This is a genomic window from Paracoccus onchidii (assembly GCF_028294535.1).
In the GTDB taxonomy this organism is placed as follows: Bacteria; Pseudomonadota; Alphaproteobacteria; order Rhodobacterales; family Rhodobacteraceae; genus Paracoccus; species Paracoccus onchidii.
On record NZ_JAQBIE010000005.1, the window covers coordinates 101,183 to 120,905 of the forward strand.

19 protein-coding genes are annotated in these 19,723 nt (G+C 60.1%); 3 read left to right on the forward strand and 16 right to left on the reverse strand.

What is annotated here, in order from left to right; all coding sequences use genetic code 11:
- Nucleotides 1-124: 124 nt before the first annotated feature.
- The 4 genes from gap to purB form a co-directional block, all read right to left on the reverse strand.
- Nucleotides 125-1,126 (reverse strand): type I glyceraldehyde-3-phosphate dehydrogenase, encoded by a 1,002-nt coding sequence (gene gap, locus PAF17_RS05565; RefSeq protein ID WP_271888102.1) that lies wholly within the window; start codon nucleotides 1,124-1,126, stop codon nucleotides 125-127.
- A 111-nt stretch (nucleotides 1,127-1,237) separates the two neighbouring features.
- Nucleotides 1,238-1,381: a hypothetical protein gene (locus tag PAF17_RS05570; RefSeq protein WP_271888103.1), complete on the reverse strand. Its 144-nt coding sequence runs from the start codon at nucleotides 1,379-1,381 to the stop codon at nucleotides 1,238-1,240.
- An 89-nt stretch (nucleotides 1,382-1,470) separates the two neighbouring features.
- Nucleotides 1,471-2,487 (reverse strand): FliG C-terminal domain-containing protein, encoded by a 1,017-nt coding sequence (locus PAF17_RS05575; protein WP_271888104.1) that lies wholly within the window; start codon nucleotides 2,485-2,487, stop codon nucleotides 1,471-1,473.
- Between the two features lie 89 nt (nucleotides 2,488-2,576).
- The gene (purB, locus tag PAF17_RS05580; RefSeq protein ID WP_271888105.1) at nucleotides 2,577-3,890 is read right to left on the reverse strand and encodes an adenylosuccinate lyase; all 1,314 of its coding nucleotides are present in this window, start codon (nucleotides 3,888-3,890) and stop codon (nucleotides 2,577-2,579) included.
- A gap of 287 nt (nucleotides 3,891-4,177) precedes the next feature.
- On the opposite strand from purB, the gene PAF17_RS05585 reads away from it, so the two are divergent.
- Together PAF17_RS05585 and PAF17_RS05590 are read left to right on the forward strand one after the other, a co-directional pair.
- Entirely contained in the window at nucleotides 4,178-5,188 is a 1,011-nt protein-coding gene (locus PAF17_RS05585) for a YihY/virulence factor BrkB family protein (protein ID WP_271888106.1), read from the forward strand.
- 7 nt (nucleotides 5,189-5,195) lie between these two features.
- Nucleotides 5,196-5,531 (forward strand): SMR family transporter, encoded by a 336-nt coding sequence (locus PAF17_RS05590; protein ID WP_408636380.1) that lies wholly within the window; start codon nucleotides 5,196-5,198, stop codon nucleotides 5,529-5,531.
- Between the two features lie 3 nt (nucleotides 5,532-5,534).
- Here the strand turns inward: PAF17_RS05590 and PAF17_RS05595 are convergent, their stop codons facing one another.
- The 5 genes from PAF17_RS05595 to hisC all read right to left on the reverse strand — a co-directional run bounded on the left by PAF17_RS05595 (nucleotide 5,535) and on the right by hisC (nucleotide 11,396).
- Nucleotides 5,535-7,235, reverse strand: coding sequence for a peptidoglycan -binding protein (locus tag PAF17_RS05595; RefSeq protein WP_271888108.1), 1,701 nt, complete (start codon nucleotides 7,233-7,235; stop codon nucleotides 5,535-5,537).
- Nucleotides 7,236-7,237: 2 nt separating this feature from the next.
- Entirely contained in the window at nucleotides 7,238-8,539 is a 1,302-nt protein-coding gene (locus tag PAF17_RS05600; protein WP_271888109.1) for a biopolymer transporter ExbB, read from the reverse strand.
- 165 nt (nucleotides 8,540-8,704) lie between these two features.
- Nucleotides 8,705-9,256, reverse strand: coding sequence for a gamma-glutamylcyclotransferase (locus PAF17_RS05605; RefSeq protein ID WP_271888110.1), 552 nt, complete (start codon nucleotides 9,254-9,256; stop codon nucleotides 8,705-8,707).
- Nucleotides 9,257-9,378: 122 nt separating this feature from the next.
- Nucleotides 9,379-10,308: a prephenate/arogenate dehydrogenase family protein gene (locus PAF17_RS05610; RefSeq protein WP_271888111.1), complete on the reverse strand. Its 930-nt coding sequence runs from the start codon at nucleotides 10,306-10,308 to the stop codon at nucleotides 9,379-9,381.
- Nucleotides 10,305-11,396, reverse strand: coding sequence for a histidinol-phosphate transaminase (gene hisC, locus PAF17_RS05615; protein ID WP_271888112.1), 1,092 nt, complete (start codon nucleotides 11,394-11,396; stop codon nucleotides 10,305-10,307). Before hisC ends, PAF17_RS05610 begins: the two co-directional genes overlap by 4 nt.
- 122 nt (nucleotides 11,397-11,518) lie before the next feature.
- On the opposite strand from hisC, the gene PAF17_RS05620 reads away from it, so the two are divergent.
- The gene (locus PAF17_RS05620; protein ID WP_271888113.1) at nucleotides 11,519-12,781 is read left to right on the forward strand and encodes a glycosyltransferase family 4 protein; all 1,263 of its coding nucleotides are present in this window, start codon (nucleotides 11,519-11,521) and stop codon (nucleotides 12,779-12,781) included.
- 93 nt (nucleotides 12,782-12,874) lie between these two features.
- Here the strand turns inward: PAF17_RS05620 and rpsD are convergent, their stop codons facing one another.
- From rpsD to PAF17_RS05655, 7 genes are all read right to left on the reverse strand, one after another.
- A complete protein-coding gene (rpsD, locus tag PAF17_RS05625) occupies nucleotides 12,875-13,495 on the reverse strand; it encodes a 30S ribosomal protein S4 (protein ID WP_271888114.1) in 621 nt (206 codons plus the stop codon).
- Nucleotides 13,496-13,618: 123 nt separating this feature from the next.
- Nucleotides 13,619-15,037, reverse strand: a complete 1,419-nt coding sequence (xylB, locus tag PAF17_RS05630; RefSeq protein ID WP_271888115.1) for a xylulokinase — start codon at nucleotides 15,035-15,037, stop codon at nucleotides 13,619-13,621.
- 90 nt (nucleotides 15,038-15,127) lie between these two features.
- The gene (locus tag PAF17_RS05635) at nucleotides 15,128-16,348 is read right to left on the reverse strand and encodes a multidrug effflux MFS transporter (protein ID WP_271888116.1); all 1,221 of its coding nucleotides are present in this window, start codon (nucleotides 16,346-16,348) and stop codon (nucleotides 15,128-15,130) included.
- A gap of 66 nt (nucleotides 16,349-16,414) precedes the next feature.
- Nucleotides 16,415-17,041, reverse strand: a complete 627-nt coding sequence (locus tag PAF17_RS05640) for a DsbA family oxidoreductase (protein WP_271888117.1) — start codon at nucleotides 17,039-17,041, stop codon at nucleotides 16,415-16,417.
- Nucleotides 17,028-17,492 (reverse strand): AMP-binding enzyme, encoded by a 465-nt coding sequence (locus PAF17_RS05645; RefSeq protein WP_271888118.1) that lies wholly within the window; start codon nucleotides 17,490-17,492, stop codon nucleotides 17,028-17,030. The genes PAF17_RS05640 and PAF17_RS05645 overlap by 14 nt, the downstream gene beginning before the upstream one ends.
- A 245-nt stretch (nucleotides 17,493-17,737) precedes the next feature.
- Nucleotides 17,738-18,214 carry a GNAT family N-acetyltransferase gene (locus tag PAF17_RS05650; RefSeq protein ID WP_271888119.1) on the reverse strand — a complete coding sequence of 159 codons (477 nt, stop codon included), beginning with the start codon at nucleotides 18,212-18,214 and terminating at the stop codon, nucleotides 17,738-17,740.
- Complete coding sequence (locus tag PAF17_RS05655; RefSeq protein WP_271888120.1) at nucleotides 18,211-19,722, reverse strand: tripartite tricarboxylate transporter permease; 1,512 nt, start codon at nucleotides 19,720-19,722, stop codon at nucleotides 18,211-18,213. The genes PAF17_RS05650 and PAF17_RS05655 overlap by 4 nt, the downstream gene beginning before the upstream one ends.
- Between the last annotated feature and the right edge of the window lies 1 nt (nucleotide 19,723).

The window sequence follows — 19,723 nt, forward strand, 5'->3', positions numbered from 1 at the left end:
GGGACTTCTGGGATGAGCTGAGCGGCGGATGAAACCCGGATGAAAAAAGGAGGGCCGGACATGGCCCTCCTTTGAAGCTGGTTACGGGTGCGAGTTTTTTCGCGCCCGAGCGATGGCATTGATGTCAGATCAGTTTTCCCATCGCGACCGCCGTATCCGACATGCGGTTCGAGAAACCCCATTCGTTGTCATACCAGGTCAGGATCCGGCACAGCTTGCCTTCCATGACCTTGGTCTGATCCATGTGGAAGACCGAGGAATGGGAATCGTGATTGAAGTCCGTCGACACAAGCTGTTCGTCGGTATAGCCCAGAATGCCCTTCAGTTTGCCGTCGGCGGCAGTTCTGATGGCTTCGTTGATTTCTTCGACCGAGGTTTCGCGCTTGGCCTCGAAGACAAGATCGACAACCGAGACATTCGGCGTCGGAACGCGGATTGCGACACCGTCCAGACGACCTTTCAGTTCGGGCAGAACCAGTCCGACGGCTTTGGCGGCACCGGTCGATGTCGGGATCATCGACAATGCCGCAGCGCGTGCGCGGTACAGGTCTTTGTGCATCGTGTCGAGCGTGGGCTGATCGCCGGTATAGCTGTGGATCGTGGTCATGAAGCCACGGTCGATCCCGATCGCGTCGTTCAGGACCTTCGCCACCGGCGAAAGGCAGTTGGTCGTGCAGCTTGCATTCGAAACGATCAGGTCGTCCGAGGTCAGGGTATCGTCATTGACCCCAAAGACGATCGTCTTGTCGGCACCTTCGCCGGGAGCCGAGATCAGGACACGTTTCGCGCCAGTTTCCAGATGCGCCTTGCACTTTTCCTTGGATGCAAAGATCCCGGTGCATTCAAGGATGACATCAACATGTCCCCAGGGCAGCTCTGCGGGGTTGCGAATTGCGGTTACCTGAATGGCGCCGCGGCCCACATCGATCGATGACCCATCGACGGTCACATTCGCGGGGAAACGACCATGAACGCTATCATAGCGCAGCAGATGGGCGTTGGTTTCGACCGGACCCAAATCGTTGATTGCAACGACTTCAATATCGGTGCGTCCCGATTCCACGATGGCACGCAGAACATTGCGCCCGATACGTCCGAAACCGTTGATGGCGACTTTGATTGCCATGGTTCTTTCTCCCGACCAAATGACGTTGGCATTCATCTAACGTGGCAATCCGTCCGATGCAAATGCAGTTGCGCAGTTGTGCCTGAGAGGTCCCGGAAATTCCGGTATTGCCTACCTCCAGAAACTGACTTGGTCGATCAGGGCGGTCAGTTGCTTGCCCGCCCATACTGGCAGGCCGCCGCCCAGCCAAAGCATGTCGATGGCGAAAACGCCTACAATCAGCAGGCCCAGTGCGACGGCAATCCGATTGGTCATGTTTCGCCTTTCGTCGATGCAACGACCCGCAAGATGCAATCCCGGGCCTTTGCCCTCAAGCGCGAATTCCGCGAAACTGGCGGTCTTCGTCAGTCCTCATCGTCATCGGCGGGTTTGATCAATGTCAGTTCTTCCGCAGATTCAAGAGCGCGAATTGCGGCGATCACCTGGTTTTGGGCGTCTTCGATATCGCGAATGCTGACTTTGCCCAATTCGGCCAGCTCCTCGCGCAACCCGTCCGCCATCCGTTGCGAGATATTGGCCAGGATAAAATCACTGGTGGCCTTTTGCTCGGGATCGGCACCCGCCAAGGCACGCAGGAGGGTCGGCTGGTCAACTTCCCGCAGAATTCTTGCGACATCGCGGGTCGCGACGCGAGAGGGGATATGGGCGTACACAAAAATGGCGCGTCTGACACCATCCGCGAAGGTCATGTCCTCTGCGCCAAGCGCCCCCAGAACATCGTCGCGCAAATCGGCTGTCGCGAAGTTCAGGATCGCGCCGACGCGTTCGGTTGCGGGGGTGTCGATGGCGGGACGGGGCAGGTTTTCGGCGGCTTGCAGCAAGATCAGTCCCACGCGTCTCAGCGCATCGGGGCCGACCTCGCCGGTCATCGACATGGCCTGCGCCACCGCGCGGGCCCGTTCGCGGGCTAGGCCTGAAAACAGATCGGAAGCGGCTTGCACCGGAATCTTGGACAACAGCAACGCCACCATTTCCACGGATTCACCATTGGCCAGAACCTCGAGGCTTTCCTTGGGTAAAGCCGAGATGCGCATCCATGGATCGCCGCGCCCCGACATCGCGGCCATGCGTCGCAGGCGGTCGGTGCTGTCTTCGGAAAGTTTGCTGCCCAGCATCTCAAGCGTGCCGTCCAGATTTCCGGGGAACGTCACGCCAACCGCTTCGAGGTTTTCACAAAACTCGCTGATGACGGCGTCGCGCGTGTGTCGGTCAACCACTTCCATTCCGGCCATTTCCTCGGCCAGCAGCGTCTGCAATTCGTCATTGAGCGTTGCGAGGCTGACGACATCTTCGTCGTCGAGCAGAAGGCGGACAATGACGGCCGCCTTCTGCCGTTGTGTCAGGCCGCTTTGAATGTTCATCTTTCACCCGGTCATGGCCGCAAATTCCTGTTTCGCGGCCAGATTGCCCGATGTTTCCTAACATCCGGTTAGCGGCAGGTAACCTGCCGTCAGAGGGCACCTTGTTCAAAGACCCGGCGGAAGATCGTGTCGACATGTTTCGTATGATAGCCCAGATCGAATTTCTCTTCGATCTCTTCTGCCGACAAGGCTGCGGTGACTTCGGCGTCGGACAGCAATTCCTCTTTGAAATCCTTGCCTTGTTCCCAGACTTTCATGGCGTTTCTTTGCACCAGACGATAGGCGTCTTCGCGCGAAACACCGGCCTGTGTCAGGGCCAGAAGGACGCGCTGGCTCATCACCAGACCTTTGAACTTGTTCATGTTCGCCAGCATGGTTTCGGGATAGACAACCAGCTTTTCGACCACGCCGGCCAAACGGTTCAATGCAAAATCAAGGGTTACGGTCGCATCCGGCGCAATGCCGCGCTCGACCGATGAATGACTGATGTCGCGTTCATGCCAAAGGGCGACATTCTCCATCGCGGGAATGACCGTCATGCGCACCAGGCGGGCCAGACCTGTCAGGTTCTCGGTCAGGACCGGATTGCGCTTGTGGGGCATGGCAGATGAACCTTTCTGGCCGGGGCTGAAGAATTCTTCGGCCTCCAGAACCTCGGTGCGCTGCATATGACGGATTTCAATCGCGATGTTTTCGATTGAGCTTGCGATCACGCCCAGGGTTGCAAAGAACATCGCATGGCGATCGCGGGGGATGACCTGGGTGGAAATCGGCTCGGGGCGCAGCCCCATCTGTTCGCAGACATGTTCCTCGACAGCCGGATCGATATTGGCAAAGGTGCCCACCGCGCCGGAAATCGCACCGGTGGCGATCTCGGTCCGGGCGGCCTGCAGGCGGGCCTTGCCGCGGGCGATTTCGGCGTAGAAGCGCGCGAAGGTCAGGCCCATCGTGGTTGGTTCGGCATGGATGCCATGGCTGCGACCGATGCGAACGCTGTCCTTGTGTTCATAGGCGCGTGTCTTCAACGCCGCCAGCAGCTTGTCCATATCTGCCAGCAGGATGTCCGCCGCACGGACAAGCTGCACGTTCAGCGTGGTGTCCAGCACATCGGATGAGGTCATGCCCTGATGGACGAAACGCGCTTCTTCCGACCCGATATGTTCGGCAAGATGGGTCAGGAAGGCGATCACGTCATGTTTGGTCACTGCTTCGATTTCGTCGATACGCGCGACATCGAATTCGACATCCTTGGCACGCCAGACGGCCGCGGCGTTTTCTTTGGGGATGACGCCGAGATTGGCCTGTGCGTCACAGGCATGGGCTTCGATCTCGTACCAGATGCGGAACTTGGTCTCAGGGGACCAGATCGCGGTCATTTCGGGGCGTGCATAGCGAGGGATCATGGCGGGCTCCTTATCGTTGCGGCGGGCATAGCGTTGTGATCGCGTGGGGGCAAGTTTCAACTGCCCCATGCCCAGCCCGAGGAACAAAACCGAACCGGATGGGTTTGATCACCAGATTGAAATCGAAGCAGGGCGCTGCGCCCTTCGCCAGATGCCACAACACAACGGGGGCTGGTGATTTTACCTTTTCTGCCGTTAGGGTAGAAGCTGTTCTTGATAAGTTGCCCCACGGCGAAATGGCCGGGGACAACATGCGTCAGTAAATGTTTGTCAAAGGCCCGATCTTGATGCCCGACCGAAATCGTCCCGGAATCCACGATGCGATATTTGGTGATCTGGATGATGACACCAGGGCCAGATACGGGTTGACGACCACGGGGCCAGACACCAGCGGACATGACAGGGTGCCGTCTTCGCAGGTGGGCAGCATACGGTCCCTGGGGGGCAAGGATGTGCTGGCAGTCGCGCGGGATACGATGAAAAAGGTCAGCGCCGACCGGGTGACCGCCGTTGCCGGTGGCGTCACCTTTTTCGGGCTGTTATCATTGTTCCCGGCGATCACGGCCTTTGTGTCGATCTATGGCCTGGTGGCCGATCCGGCGATAATCGCCGAACATCTCAGTCTGCTGGAGAAATTCGTCCCTGCGGGAACGCTGGACATCATCCGCGCCCAGGTCGAAAGCATCGCCAATTCGCCCGGATCAGCCTTGTCGGCGGCGGGGGTGATCGGCTTGCTGGTGGCGTTTTACAGCGCGAATGGGGGGATGAAGGCGATGTTGTCGGCGTTGAACGTGGCGTTGATGCAGAATGAAAGCCGGGGGTTTCTGCGCCTGAACCTGGTTGCCATGGGATTCACATTGTCGGCTCTTGCGATATTGGCGTTGATGCTGACGGTTGTGGCGGTTGTGCCGATCCTGCTGGCATGGCTGCCGATGCAGGACGGGCGTGATCTGTGGCTGCCGGCCATTCGCTGGCCCGCCATGTTCGCGGTGCTGACATTGGCATTGGCGGGGCTGTATCGTTGGGGGCCGTCGGTGCCGAATCCGCGCTGGCGCTGGATTTCACCGGGGGCTGTCTTTGCCGCGGTGGCGCTTGTCGTCGTGTCGATGGGCTTTAGCTGGTATGCTGCGAATTTTGCCAATTACAACAAGACCTATGGTTCACTTGGCGCGGTCATCGGCCTGATGATGTGGTTGTGGCTAAGCTCCACGGTCATACTGGTCGGGGCCGAGTTGAACTCGGCCCTGGATCGGCGCATCAAGGCCAAGGTCGGAACAGCGCCCGGGCAGTCAGGATGAATGAATGATGATATCCCCGTTTTTGCCATTGATCCTTGCGATCGGCCTCGAGGTTGTGGGCACGTCCCTGTTGCAGCAATCCTCTCAGTTCACACGACTTTGGCCGACGCTTGGAATGGCAATCTGCTATCTGACAAGTTTTTACTTGCTGTCGCTCAGCCTGAAGGTGCTGCCGCTTGGTGTTGCCTATGCAATCTGGAGCGCGCTTGGCATCGTTCTGGTCGCCTTGATCGGTTGGCTGGTCTTTGGCCAAAAGCTGGACATGCCGGCAATCCTTGGCATGGGCCTGATCGTGACTGGGGTGCTCGTGGTCAATCTGTTCTCGAAAACGGTGGGGCATTGACGCCTAGCGTTCGGTCAGTTTCAACTCGATCCGGCGGTTCTGTGCCAAGGCTTCAGGGCCTGTGCCGCTGGCCACCGGGCGCGTATCCGAAAAGCCTGTTGCAGCCAGTCGGTTCGACGGAAAGCCCAGATCTTCGGTCATGTATCTGACGACAGCAAGGGCCCGCGCCTGGCTTAGTTCCCAGTTGTCGCTATAACGCCCGGTGCCCGACAACGGGGTGCTGTCGGTGTGACCGTCGACACGAATGATCCAGTCGATTTCCGGGGGAATATCGTCTGATATTTCCGATAGCATGTCGGCGACGCCGGAAATCTGTTGGCGTCCCGCAGATGACAGATCGGCGGCACCCGGTGCGAACAGCACCTCGGACTGGAACACGAAACGGTCGCCGACGATCTGCACCCCTTCGCGCCCGGACAGGATTTGCGAGAGGCGTCCGAAAAACTCGGACCGATAGCGCGCAAGGTCACGTGCCTCTTCCTCGGCCTTTTTGCGGGCTTCCTCTTCAAGGGAGAGGCGGCGTTCCTTTTCTTCCGCGGCGCGCAGCAGGGCGGCGTTCAGCTGTTGCCCCAGTTCCGCGACCCGCAATTCGGCGTCGCGCTGGTCGTCGCCGGCCGTATCAAGAAGCGCCTGCAATGAACCCAATTGGGCGGTCAGGCTGGCGACTTGTTCGTTCAGCAATGCGACACGCTTCTGCCCATCTGCAGACAGGCTTTGCTGTTCTTGCAATTCTTGTCGGGCGATGGATAACAGCTCGGCTTGACGGTCCTGGCTGGCCTCGCTTTCCTCGGCACGCGCTAGGTTCTCGTCGCGGGCGGCACGGGCTGCGGCCAGCAGGGTCAAGGTTTCCTCGGCGGCCTTGCGGCTTTCTTCCAACGCCAGCGTCATCGCCGTCAATTCGCTATCGGCCTGCGTCAACCGGTCGCGCAGCAACGCGGCGGCTTCGGCCTCTGTCACCCGGGCGGTTTCTGCGGCGCTTAGCTTGCTCTCAAGTGCCTGCGTCCGGGCGGTCGCATCGCTGTTGCGGCTGCGCAGGTCTGCGATCAGCGCCTCAAGCGCCTCGCGCCGTGCAGCAGCCAACCGGGCCTGTTCCTTGGTGCTGTCTATTTCCCGACGAGCCGATGCAACGGCAAGCTCGGCAGCAGAAAGTTCTTCCTCACGCTCGGCCAGTTTGGCCTGAAACTCTTGGCGGTCGCTTCTCGCCTGGTCCTGCAAGCGCGAGCGGGTCGCGATCAGTGTCGCGACCTCGGCCTCGAAATCCGTCAGGCGGCTACGTGCATCAGACAGGTTTTGGCGGCTGGATTCCAGTTGGTTGTTCAGCCTTGTGATGCGCGCGGCCCGATCGCGGGCTTCGGCCTCGGCACGGGTCAGGGCGGTTTCTGCGGCGCTGCTGCGCTCGACCTCGCGCGAGAGTTGGTCCGTCAGGCGATCTTCCTCATCGCGCGACGCGCTAAGCGCCTGACCAAGGGCGGACACCTGCCGGCCTAGCTCCTGTAACTGCAGGTCTTGCTGGGAAATCTGTTGGTTCTGATCTGCAATCGTGTCGTCTTGAGTGGTGATCTGTTCGCGCAGCACCGATTGAACGACCATGAAAATCGTCAGCACGAACATCAGCACCAGAAGAAGGGCGGTCATGGCATCGACAAAGCCGGGCCAGATCGTTGCCGAAAAACGGTTGCCGGATGAAACCCTGCGCAACGCCATGCTCAGCTCCGGTCCCGTCCGATCAAAGGATCGCGTTGCAGATCGTCGGGGAATGGATCGCCAAAGCGGGCGGCGCGAACCGCGCGGGTCAGAATCAGAAGGTCTGAGCGCAATTCGGCCACCATTTCATCGCGCCCCGAAGAAAGATCGCCGGTCAACCGATCAAGTGCGGCCTCGATTCCCGTCAGGTCGGCGGTAGGCGGTGGCGCAGAGGTCCCTTTCGCCAGTGATATCAGTTGGTTTTGCCCTTCAACCATCTGATTCAATGCCGCCGAAAGCGAGGCGATTCGTGCGACCGATGCCTCTTGCTCGGCCTCGACACGGCGCGTCAGCGCCTCGACCGATTCGGCCATGACGACAATGCGTTCATCCGCCATGATCGCGGATTCGTCACGCAAGGCATCCCGTTCGGAATGGTAGCTTTGCAGTCGGTCCATCTGCGCGGCCAGATGATCGACGGCACCGGACATGGTGGCCTGATCGATGCCCCCGGATTCGGAATCCGCAAGGCTGACACGGGTGAAGCCCGACATCCATTCTTCCAGTTCGCGATAGAACCGGTTCTGGCCATGAGTGACGAACAGTTCAAGCAAACCGACCACCAACGACCCGGCAAGCCCCAGCAATGACGAGGAAAATGCCGTGGCCATGCCGCCCAATTGCGCCTCTAGCCCGCCCATCAGCTTTTCGAAGACCTGCAAACCGGTTTCGCCATCTTGCGGGGCCAATGCGCGGATGGTTTCCACGACAGCCGGGACAGTCGTGGCGAGCCCATAGAAGGTTCCCAGAAGGCCGAGGAATATCAAAAGGTTGGACAGGTATCTTGTGATGTCCCGCAATTCATCGATCCGGGTGGCGACCGAATCCAGAATGGATCTTGCCGAGCCGGTCGAAATCACCCCGCCCGCGGGGCCGCGATTGCCGAGCAGCGCGGCCAGAGGGGCAAGAAGCCGCGGCGCGATGTCGGTATCGGTCGCGGAACGCGCCGCAAGGCCCTTTTCGACCGCATTGCGGCGGCGATCGGCGAACCGTTCGATCCAACTGACCGATCGGACCAATTGGCCGACCTGCCAGAAACAGGCCAGAACGCCCACCGCAAACACAGCAAGGATCAACCCGTTCAGCCATTTGTTCGCCATGAAGATCGGCAGGATGCGCCCATAGGTGAACCACCCACCGGCCAGCACCAGCGCGAGAACGCTCAGCATCAGCAGGATCTGTCGAACCGGTTGCGAGAAATGTGGGGTGCTGGGGGTGCCGGCACCGCCACGAGAGGCGGTGATGCGCCGGTTTGCAAGCTTCATGCGCCTGTCCGATGGGGCAAGGGCATTGTCGGGGGTATCTGGTGTCTGGCCGTTGTCTGGATCGCTCAAGAGGTCCCGGTCCCGTTATCGTTGCCGCGTTGATTTCAGGTCGAGTGTAGGGGCCGGCGATCAACTTGCCAAGCAATCCGAAGGGAGGATTGATGGTTAGTTGTTGCGGTCAGACGCCAGAATTTCCTTAACATTCGCAGCAAGTTCGTTCATCGCGCGGTCAGGCAGGCCGATTTCGGTCAGATGTCGCGCGGTGTTGAAAAGATAGTCGGCATTCGGTCCACGCCCGCCATGCGCGCGAGAGATGATGCGCGCCTGTTCGTTCACGCACAGCCCGCCGGCATACTGCCAGTGATCGCGCCGCATCACATAGGCGATGGCATCGACCTGACGTCCGTCATCCAGCTGGATCGCGACGGTCGCCTCGCGATAGGCGCCGGTGTCCATTTCCCGCACCCGCAGATAGTCCATCACCGTGTCATGGTCGGTATCGGAAATCCGCAATGCCATGCCGCTGCAGCTTGCATCGCGCTGTCGGTCCAGACCCAGAACGAGGCCCGGATGTTCTTCGGTGCCCCGGTAACGGGTCGAGCGCAGGCAAAAACTGCGCGCATAGCCGGAAAGCCTTGCTTTGACTGCCTCGGTGGGGTGAAAGCCGGGATCCCACATCAGGGATCCATAGCCAAAGACCCAATTTGTTCTGGTCATGAAAATTCGCGCCCTTTCCACCCCTGAAGTTAGGCGAGCAGACAGCCGGTTTAAAGCCCCGTCATGTCTGCCTCACCCGTGATCAGGCGGGAAATGCTGTTGTCGGCTTTGGGCAGCGTTGGTCAGGGCATCTTGCCCGATGTCGCGCCACGACCGAAATCGGGGGCTTCGGTGTCCTGGCCTGCCTCGATGATGCCGCGTCGGATACTGCGCGTGCGGGTGAAATAGTCGTGCAGTTGCTGACCATCGCCCATCCGGATTGCCCGCTGCAGCGTGAACAGTTCTTCGGTGAACCGGCCAAGAATGTCCAGTGTCGCCTCTTTGTTGTGCAGGAATACGTCGCGCCACATGGTTGGATCGCTGGCCGCGATCCGCGTGAAGTCGCGGAACCCGGCGGCGGAATACTGGATGACCTCTTCGTCGGTAACGCGGCGCAAATGATCGGCGACGCCGACCATCGTATAGGCGATCAGATGTGGTGCATGGCTGGTGACGGCCAGCACCAGATCATGATGCGCGGCCTCCATGCGGTCGCATTTCGCCCCCATCGCGGTAACAAGTCCGACCAGTTTTTCGACCGGCGCGGCGGGGCTGTCGGGCAGGGGGGTCAACAACCACCAGCGGTTCTCGAACAGGCTGGCAAACCCTGCGCGTGGCCCCGAATGTTCGGTGCCGGCCAGAGGATGCCCGGGGATGAAATGCACGTCTTCGGGCAGGTGCGGCTGTACGGCCTCGATCACCGATTGCTTGACCGATCCGACATCCGTAATGGTCGTTCCCTTGGCAAGATGGGGTGCGATGTCCTGTGCGACGGCACCCATCGCCCCGACGGGCACTGCAAGAACGACGAGATCTGCCTTCGCGACGGCTTCTGCCGCGCTGTCATAAACCGTGTCACAAAGACCGATCTCACGCGCGGTTTTACGGGTTTCTTCGCTGCGGGCATAGCCCACGACTTCCCTGGCAAGCCCTTTTTCGCGTAACGCATGCGCCATCGAACCTGCAATCAGACCCAGTCCGATCAGGGCAACGCGGTCATATATCGCGCTCATGCGGGCCTCCGCTCTTGCATGAAGCGGCCGAGCGTATCGATCACGCGGCGGCATCCGTCTTCGTCACCGACGGTGATGCGCAGCGCGCAGGGCAGGCCATATCCCCCGACGCGACGCACCAGAATGCCATCGGCGCGCAATGCCGCATCCGCGTCGGCCGCATCCGTGGGTGACGCGAAACGTGCAAGCACGAAATTCGCATGGCTTTCGTCACATTCGATCCCCATCTGGACCAGTGATGCCCGCAACCATTCGCGCATACGTGAATTCAGATCGGCACAATGGGCCGTGAATGCGGTATCCTGAACGGCGGCGGAGGCGGCGGCCATTTGTGGTTGGGAAAGGTTGAACGGTTGCCGGACACGGTTCAGCACGTCGATCACCGGGCGCTGCCCATAGCCCCAGCCGATGCGCAGCCCGCCCAGACCGTATATCTTCGAGAAGGTGCGGGTCATGATGACATTGGGATGACGGTCCACCAGCGCCGCGCCGCCATCGAACCCGTCGACGAATTCGGTATATGCACCGTCATGGACCAGAATGACGTCCTTTGGCAGGCCGGATATCAGGCGATCCAGTTCGGATTCATTTAGAAAGGTGCCTGTGGGGTTGGCGGGATTGGCGATGAACACGATCCGGGTCAGTTCGGTCACCGCGCCCAGAATCGCGTCAATGTCGATCTTTCGGTCGGCCTCGGCGACGGTGATGGGCGTTGCGCCGACCATGCGCGCCAATATCGGATACATCGAGAAACCATGCTCGGTTGTAATGACCTCGTCGCCCACACCGGCATATGCCTGTGCGATGAACTGCAGGACCTCGTCCGATCCCACTCCGCAAATGATGCGATCGGGGTCCAGGCCATGCACCTGAGCGATCGCTTGCCGCAAAGGCGCGTGATCGGTCGAGGGGTAGCGATGCAGATCCTGTCCGGCCTGCGTGAAAGCGGTGCGTGCCTTGTCGCTGCAACCCAACGGATTTTCGTTGGACGAAAGCTTCAGCACCTGTTCATGGCCTGCCAGTTTGCTTTCGCCGCTGACATAAAGCGCGATATCCATGATGCCGGGTTGAGGGGGGATCTGGGTCATCTGGCTCATCCTTTGTTCGGGCCGGTTTATTCGTCCCGATCAGCCAATGGAAGTGGCGAATTTCTTTGCCCTCGCGCGCTGGCTGTTCAATAAAGGCCCGTAGCCAGTAAGAACCGAGTATGATGCCTGACGACAAGTTGCCCAAGATCCTTATCGTGGCCCCGAATGCCTCGGCCCGTTTCGGTGGCGAAGCATTCCTGCCCTTGAATTATTTCCGGATATTGTTGCGTCGGGGCCATCCCGTGCATCTGATTGCGCATCATCGCAATCAGGATGAGTTGCTGGCCTTGCCCGATTGCGATCCCGCCCGCATGCATTTCGTACCGGACACGCGCTGGCATCGCGGGATCTGGCGCGCGTTCAGCCGGTTTCCGGAACGGGTTCGCGATCTGATCGGCGGTGGATTGATGACCGGCGTCAATGAAATCTATCAGGCGCGCCTGATCCGCAAGCTGGTTGCCGCGGGCGAGGTAGACGTCATTCATCAGCCTATTCCCGTATCACCCTTGATTCCTTCGGGGTTGCATCGCTTCGGTGTGCCACTTGTCATTGGCCCCATGAATGGCGGCATGGATTATCCCCCCGGTTATGAGGATCACGAAGGCGGTGCGACCCGTGCTTCGATTGCGACCGGTCGGCGTGTTGCGCTGATGCTGAACCGGTTGAAGCCGGGCAAGCACCGTGCGGCTGCGCTGCTGGTCGCGAATGAGCGAACGCGACGGGCCTTGCCTGACCCGCTGCATCCGCGCATCGAGACATTGATCGAAAACGGGATCGATTTTTCCAGATGGAAGGCTCCGGCCCAAAAGCGCAACGAGGCTGTCAGGGGCAAGCTGAAACTGGTGTTTCTGGGTCGGTTCGTCGGATGGAAGGCAATCGACATTACGTTGCGGGCTGTGGCATTGGCCCGAAAATCAGGTGCCGACGTGACGTTGGACCTGTTGGGGGATGGTGAAGGGCGCCATGAACTCGAGGCGCTGGCGGAGGAACTGGGCATTGCCGGCGAAGTCCGGTTTCACGGGTTCCGGCCGCAGGAAGAATGCGCGTCCATTCTGGCCCAGTCGGACGCGCTGATCCTGAATTCACTGCGCGAATGTGGCGGCGCTGTTGTTCTGGAAGCGATGGCAATGGGGCTGCCCGTGGTCGCCAGTGCCTGGGGCGGGCCGCTGGATTATCTGAATGTCGATAGCGGCTTTCTGATCCATCCGTCGCCACGCGAAGATTTCGACCGCAGGCTGGCAGGGGCGTTGATCACACTTGCTGATGATCCCCAACTGCGCGAGCGGATGGGACAGGCGGGGCAACAGATCGTTCGTCGCGATTTCGACTGGGAGCGCAAGGTCGACCGCATGATCGAAATCTATCAAGAGGCTGCGTCTGCCTGACGGGGGGCAACCCTTGTGATGCAAGGAAGCGCGAACGTGAAAAAGGCCGCTTCGATTGAAGCGGCCTTTGAATTTTGCAGGTGTCGGCGAAGATCAGTTCTTCGCGTAGAATTCGACAACCAGGTTCGGTTCCATCTGAACCGCGTAGGGCACATCACCCAGCGACGGGGTGCGCACGAAGGTTGCGGTCATCTTGTTGTGGTCTGCTTCGATATAGTCCGGCACGTCACGCTCGGGCAGGGCGACGGCTTCCAGAACGAAGGCCAGCTGGCGCGAACGCTCGCGGATCGAGATGACATCGCCTTCCTTGACGCGGTAGGACGGGATGTTCACGCGCTTGCCGTTCACTTCGATATGGCCGTGGTTCACGAACTGACGTGCGGCAAAGATCGTGGCAACGAATTTCGAACGGTAGACAACGGCGTCCAAGCGGCGTTCGAGCAGACCGATCAGGTTTTCACCGGTGTCGCCCTTTACGCGCTCGGCCTCTGCATAGATGCGGCGGAACTGTTTCTCGGTCAGGTCGCCGTAATAGCCTTTCAGCTTCTGCTTGGCGCGCAGCTGGGTGCCGAAATCCGACAGTTTCTGCTTGCGGCGCTGACCGTGCTGACCGGGGCCATATTCGCGGCGGTTGACCGGCGACTTGGCGCGGCCCCAGATGTTTTCGCCCATGCGGCGGTCAATTTTGTACTTGGCAGACGTGCGTTTGGTCACGGCTGATCTCCTTCTTATGTGTTTCGAAGGGCGTTGTCCTCTGGCTTGCGCCTGACAGGGATCCCCTCGCGGGGGCCACCAACACCAATGAAGTGCGCGCTTATAGTGCCTTGCCGCGTGGTGTCAAGCACGCTGTTGGCGTAGTCGTTGCAAACTTTCGGACCATGCTGGCACCAATTCGGGATCGGGTTCGAAAACATCCGAAATCTCAGGGGTTGTCAGCGCGCTTTCCCCCGCGCCTGTGGCGGCCATCAGGCCCAGTCGCGCCGCACCGAAACCCGCGCCGGTTTCTGCGCCGGCGGGGCGCATAATCGAAATGCCGGTGGCCTGAGCCAACATCGCAAGCCACAGGTCGGAGCGCGCGCCCCCGCCCATGGCGATCAGCGAATCGGCACCACCACCGCCCGCGCGCAACGCCTCCATGTTTTCCGCCAGCGCCAGCGTCACCCCTTCCAGCACGGCCCGGGTCATCTGCGCACGGTCACTGCCGGTTGACATTCCGGTGAAGCCTGCGCGCTGCAACGGGTTGTTCAGGGGGGTCCGCTCGCCGGAGAGATAGGGCCAGAACATGATCGGACCGGGCCGGCCCGGTGCAGGATCAAGCCGGGACAGAAGTTCCGCGGGCGAGGCGCCCGTAATGCCCGCCCACCAGTCAAGACATGCAGCCGCAGAAAGCATGACGCCCATCTGGTGCCAGCGGCCGGGCAGGGCGTGGCAAAACGCATGGACAGCCGTTTCAGGCGCCGGCAGAAAACGGTCGGTGGCCGCGAAGATGACCCCTGATGTCCCCAGGGAAATCAGCCCGCTACCCGCCGAGGTGATGCCCGCGCCAATGGCTGTGGCGGCGTTGTCCCCCGCACCTCCGGCAATCGGTATGCCTTTGGGCAGGCCCAGTTCGGCTGCGGTTTCGGGGCGCAAACAGCCGGCAAGTTCGCTGCCTTCGGCCAGAACGGGCATCATGGTCCGTTCCATTCCCGTTGCCGCCAGAAGCTGATCGGACCAATCGCGTTTGGCGGGGTCGAACCATGCGGTTCCCGAGGCATCCGACATGTCGCTGATCGCTTCTCCTGTCAGCCAGAGCCGCAGGTAGTCCTTGGGCAGAAGAACGCGCCTGGTGCGCGCGAAAAGATCCGGCTCGTGCTTGCGCATCCATACAAGCTTTGGTGCGGTAAAGCCTGCGAACACGATATTTCCGGTGATTGCGCGGAATGCGGGATCGGCGTCAAGGGCGGCAGCCTCGTCCGCCGCGCGACCATCGTTCCACAAAATGGCCGGACGCAGCACATTGTCGGATTGATCGAGGCAGACGGCCCCATGCATCTGCCCCGACAGGCCAATGCCCGCCACCTTGTCCAAGGGGGAATCAAGATCCCGGATCGCGCATCGCGTCGCCTCGATCCAGGCCGCAGGGTCCTGTTCCGACCAACCCGGATGCGGGTTCTGGACGGTCAGGCTGGCATGGCCTGTCTGAATGATCCGTTGGGTGTCGTCGATCAGGACGACCTTCACCCCCGACGTGCCAAGGTCAATTCCCAGAAACATGCCAATCCCTCCATGACTTATGCGGGGACTTTGGGCGATTTGAAGCGCGGTTTCCAGTGTTCAGACGGCATGCCAGCGCGGCAGGCCTGTCTAGTCGGTCAGATAACGCATCAGGAACCAGGCCAATCCCGAACAGATCAGGGTCGCCGAGACGACGGGAATTGCCGTGCCATTATACAGCAGTCCGACAGGCGAGGCGATCAGCGTGGCCGAAACCGTCGAGATCGCAGCCACGATCGAGGCGGCCATGCCCGCAATATGCCCCATCCTCTGCAATGCCAGCGCGTTCAGGTTGCCAAATGTCACGCCCGCCATGAAAAAGACGCTGACCGCCCAGATGAAGAACGCGGGAAACCGCAGCGTTTCAGGCAGGACATCGGTGGTCAGCAGGATAAGCATCGAAAAACTGACGACGGTTTGCATGATGTAGGCCCATTTGGCGATACGGCGCATCCCGAAACGGGACACGAATTTCGCGTTCAGGATAGAGCCTGAACCCGCCAGCAGCGCCATCGCGGCAAACCATGTCGGAAATGCGTCGCCCTTGGCATAAGCTTCTCCGAAAAGTTGCTGTGCCGATGAAAGCAGGCCGAACATCTGGCCAAAACCCAGGGTCAGGATCAGCGTGCACAGCATGACATGGCGGTCGTGCAAGACCTCGGATGCCGCCGCCAGAACTGGCCTGATCTTCAGCGGGCGGCGTTTCTGGACAGGCAGTGTTTCCGCCTGACGCAGGTTCAGCCAGGTGCAGCCGATCAGGGCAAAGATCAGGAAGCCATAGAACACGCCGTGCCATCCGGCCAAGGATATCATGCCGGCGCCGATGGATGGCGCAAGCGCGGGCACGATGATGAAGACCATCATCACGATGCTGGTGATGCGGGCCATGTCGCGGCCTGCATAGAGGTCGCGAACCAGGGCAAGGCCGACAATCCGCGGCCCCGAAGCACCGATTCCCTGAATGAACCGGGCGACGAGCAAGACCTCGATCGAGGATGAAAATATCGCGACCACCGAGGCGGCGGCATAAATCACAAAGCCAATCGTGATGGTTGCCTTGCGGCCGATCGAATCCGAAATCGGCCCGGCAAACAATGTGCCACAGCCCATGCCCGCCACAAAGACCGACAGGATCAGCTGTGCGCGATTGACATTGTCCGGGGTCAGCTCGCGGGCGATCTGGGGCAGAGCCGGTAGCATCGCATCAATGGAAAAGGCGATGATCGCGAACAGGAATGCCAGCATCGAAATGAATTCCGGCATGGGCAGGCGCTGTTCCGGCGCCTGCATGAAATCTGTTGTCTGGGTCATGATGTGCACCTGAGGCCTGAATATGGCCCTTAGCGCCGTTTTGCACATAATGCAAGTATTGCGATGTCAGGTCGCCTGCTTGGACACCAGCTCGTCAATGACCTTCTGCCACAATGCAGCCGGTTGAGCGCCGCTGACGGCATGCACGTTATCGACGATAAAAGTGGGGACGGCGTTGATCCCGCGTTCCCGCGCATGTTGTTCGCGTGTCAGCACCTCGTCGCGATCGGCATCGCTGTCCAGCAATCTCGCGATCATCTGTCCGTCGAGGCCTGCCGATGTGGCGATCTCGGCCAATTCGGTCTTGTCGCCAATATTCCGTGCCTGTTGCCAATGCGCACGCAACAGCCCGGACATCACCCGGGTCTGTGCACCCTCGAGCCCCGCCCAATACATCAGCCGGTGGGCGTCGGTGGTGTCGGGCTGGATGGGCGAAGGATCAAGATCAAGTCCCATCTGCACCGCGCGCTGCGCAATGGTGCGCGATACTTCCTCGGCGCGATCCCCGAACTTGGCGACCAGGTATTCATGGCGATTCATGCCGCCCGATGGCATCTGCGGATTCAACCGGAAAGGGTGCCAGACGATCTGGAAAGGATGATCGGGGCGGGTCTCAAGCGCCTGATCCAATTCCAGCTTGCCAATCAGACACCAGGGGCAAACGGGATCCGAGAAAATATCAAGCGGTATCATGTTGCGGCTCTCCAAAGTCCTGGCGCAATGCGCGGCGGTTGATCTTGCCGGTCGCTGTCCGTGGCAACGCGTCCAGCCATATGTATTTGCGGGGCTGTTTGTATCTGGCCAGTTCGGATTCGGCCAGCCGTCGCAAATCGGACTCGGGCGCGGGTCCGGTCCAGAACAATGCAATGATCGAGGTCGTGGCGTTCAGGGAAACTTCGGTGGCGGCGACATCACCGCATTCCGGGTGAGTCGATATGACCTCTTCGATTTCGGCGGGGGCAACCCGATACCCTCCGGCATTCATGATGTCGTGTTCGCGGCCCAATAGCGTGACCGCACCAGAGTGGGTCATGACTGCGCGATCACCGGTCAGGAACCAGTCGCCCCGGAACCGCGCCGCTGTTTCCTGCGGCTGGTCCAGATAGCCCAGGAACAATCCGGGGTCGCGACGATCAACGGCCAATGAACCTGGCTCGCCGGCAGGCGATGGCTTGCCGCATTATCGCCGGAAGATGGAATTGGGCCATCGGTTGCAACGCTTTGTGCGTTCGGTGCCGTAGATGAGGCGGGCGAACGCCGGCAAAAAACCGATGACGAGCCGGTCGCCTCTGATATGCATCTGAGGTCTATATCATTCGCCTGATCCCAGCGGGGGCGCGGGAGGTCGAAGGCAATCTCGTGACAAAGCATGGGGCAGGCAACAGCGCCTTACAGCTCGATCGTCATGTAGATGCTGTTGGGATCGGGACGATAATCGGCAAAGGGTGCACATTCCATGAAACCGGCACGAAGATACAACCCCCGTGCCGCGGCAAAACTGGGCTGTGCGCCAGTCTCGAGCGAAAGGCGTCCGATACCTGCCGCTGTCGCTTGTCCAACCAGGTGATCAAGCAAAAGACGCGACAGGCCCTTTCCACGCATTTCAGCCAAGACATGCATGGATTTCAACTCGGCATGGGTCGGGTCGATCGCCTTCATGGCCCCCATCGCGACAGGTTGGCCACCCTGACGCATGACGAAAAAACTGATCCCGGGCGACACGAGGGATTCGCGCGGGATCATGTGAATGGATTCAGGCGGCGTATCGGCATGCATCGCCTCGACATGCCTGCGAAACAACAACTCCAGATCCGACGAGAGCGGATCTTCGATCGCGATGTGGATCTGATCGGTCGATGTCGTCATGATGTGGCCTCATCTTTTGGCTGCGGTCTGGATCCGAAAATCGCCTTGCAGGTTGCAAACAGGATCAATCCTGTCGTCGCTACGACAAACAGGCAAGCAATGGGGCGTTCGATGAACACCATGGGATCCCCCCGCGAGATCAGCATGGCGCGTCGCAGGTTTGTTTCGATCAAGGGTCCCAGTACAAATCCCAGCAACAACATTGCGGGGCTGAATGATGCCAGCGCCAACAGATAGCCCACGGCCCCGATGCCCGCGACCATCACGATGTCGAACGTTGCGCCGCGCACTGAATAGACCCCAAGACAAATGAAGACGATGATCGCTGGATAAAGCCATCGAAACGGAATCCGCAGCATCGAAACCCAGATCCCGATCAATGGCAGGTTCAGGATCAACAGGAACAGGTTGCCGATCCCGAAGCTGGCGACCAGCCCCCAGAACATGTCGGGCCGAGCCTCGAGCATCATCGGCCCTGGCTGAATGCCGTGAATGACCAATGCCCCCAGCATCAGCGCCATGATCGGGTCGCCTGGAATTCCCAGGGTCAATGTCGGGACAAAGGCCGTTATGGCCGCCGAGTTGTTGGCGGCCTCGGGCCCGGCAATTCCTTCGATCGCGCCTTTGCCGAAACTTTCCGGTTTGCGCGATACCCGACGTTCCATCGCGTAGCTCAGGAATGACGAAATTGTCGAACCGGTGCCGGGCAGGGCACCAAAGAAGCCGCCCAGGGTCGTTCCGCGCGCAATGGGGGCGACCATTCTGCGCAACTCGTTGCGTTGTGGCAGCAGTTGTCGAAGGGTTATGCGATCTGGCGGCCCGTGGCGATCTGCCTTGGTGATATTGGCGATGACTTCGGCGACACCGAACAGCCCCATGGCAAGCGCAACAAGATTGATCCCGTCAAGAAGCTGTGTTTGTCCAAAGGTAAAACGTTGTGCGCCCGAATTCACATCCGTACCCACGCAGCCCAGAATCAGGCCGACAACCACCATCGCCAGACTTTTCGAGGGCGCACCCCCACCGACCGTCGCCGCCGCAACCAGGCCCATGATCATCATCGCCGCGTATTCCGCCGCCCCGAACATGGTCGCGACCTCTGCCAGCCAACCCGCCAGCAGAACCAGTATGACGATCCCCAGGATCGACCCGCAAAAGGATGAGATCATCGACGTGAACAATGCCACGCCCGCGCGCCCTTGCTGGGCCAATGGATAACCATCCAGGGTCGTGACCGCCGATTGCGGCGTTCCCGGCAATCGCAACAGGATCGAAGCGACCGCACCGCCATATTGCGCGCCGTAATACACCCCGGCCAACATCACCAAGGCGGCCTCGGACGAAATATAATAGGTGATCGGCAGCAGCAGCGTAATTGCCGCCATTGCCCCGATCCCGGGTAACACGCCAACAAAAGTTCCAAGCAGCGCCCCGAAAAGGCTGTAGACCAGAATCGATGGTTGAAGTGCGACCGACAACCCATGTGCCAGACCGTCCAAAGTGTTCATA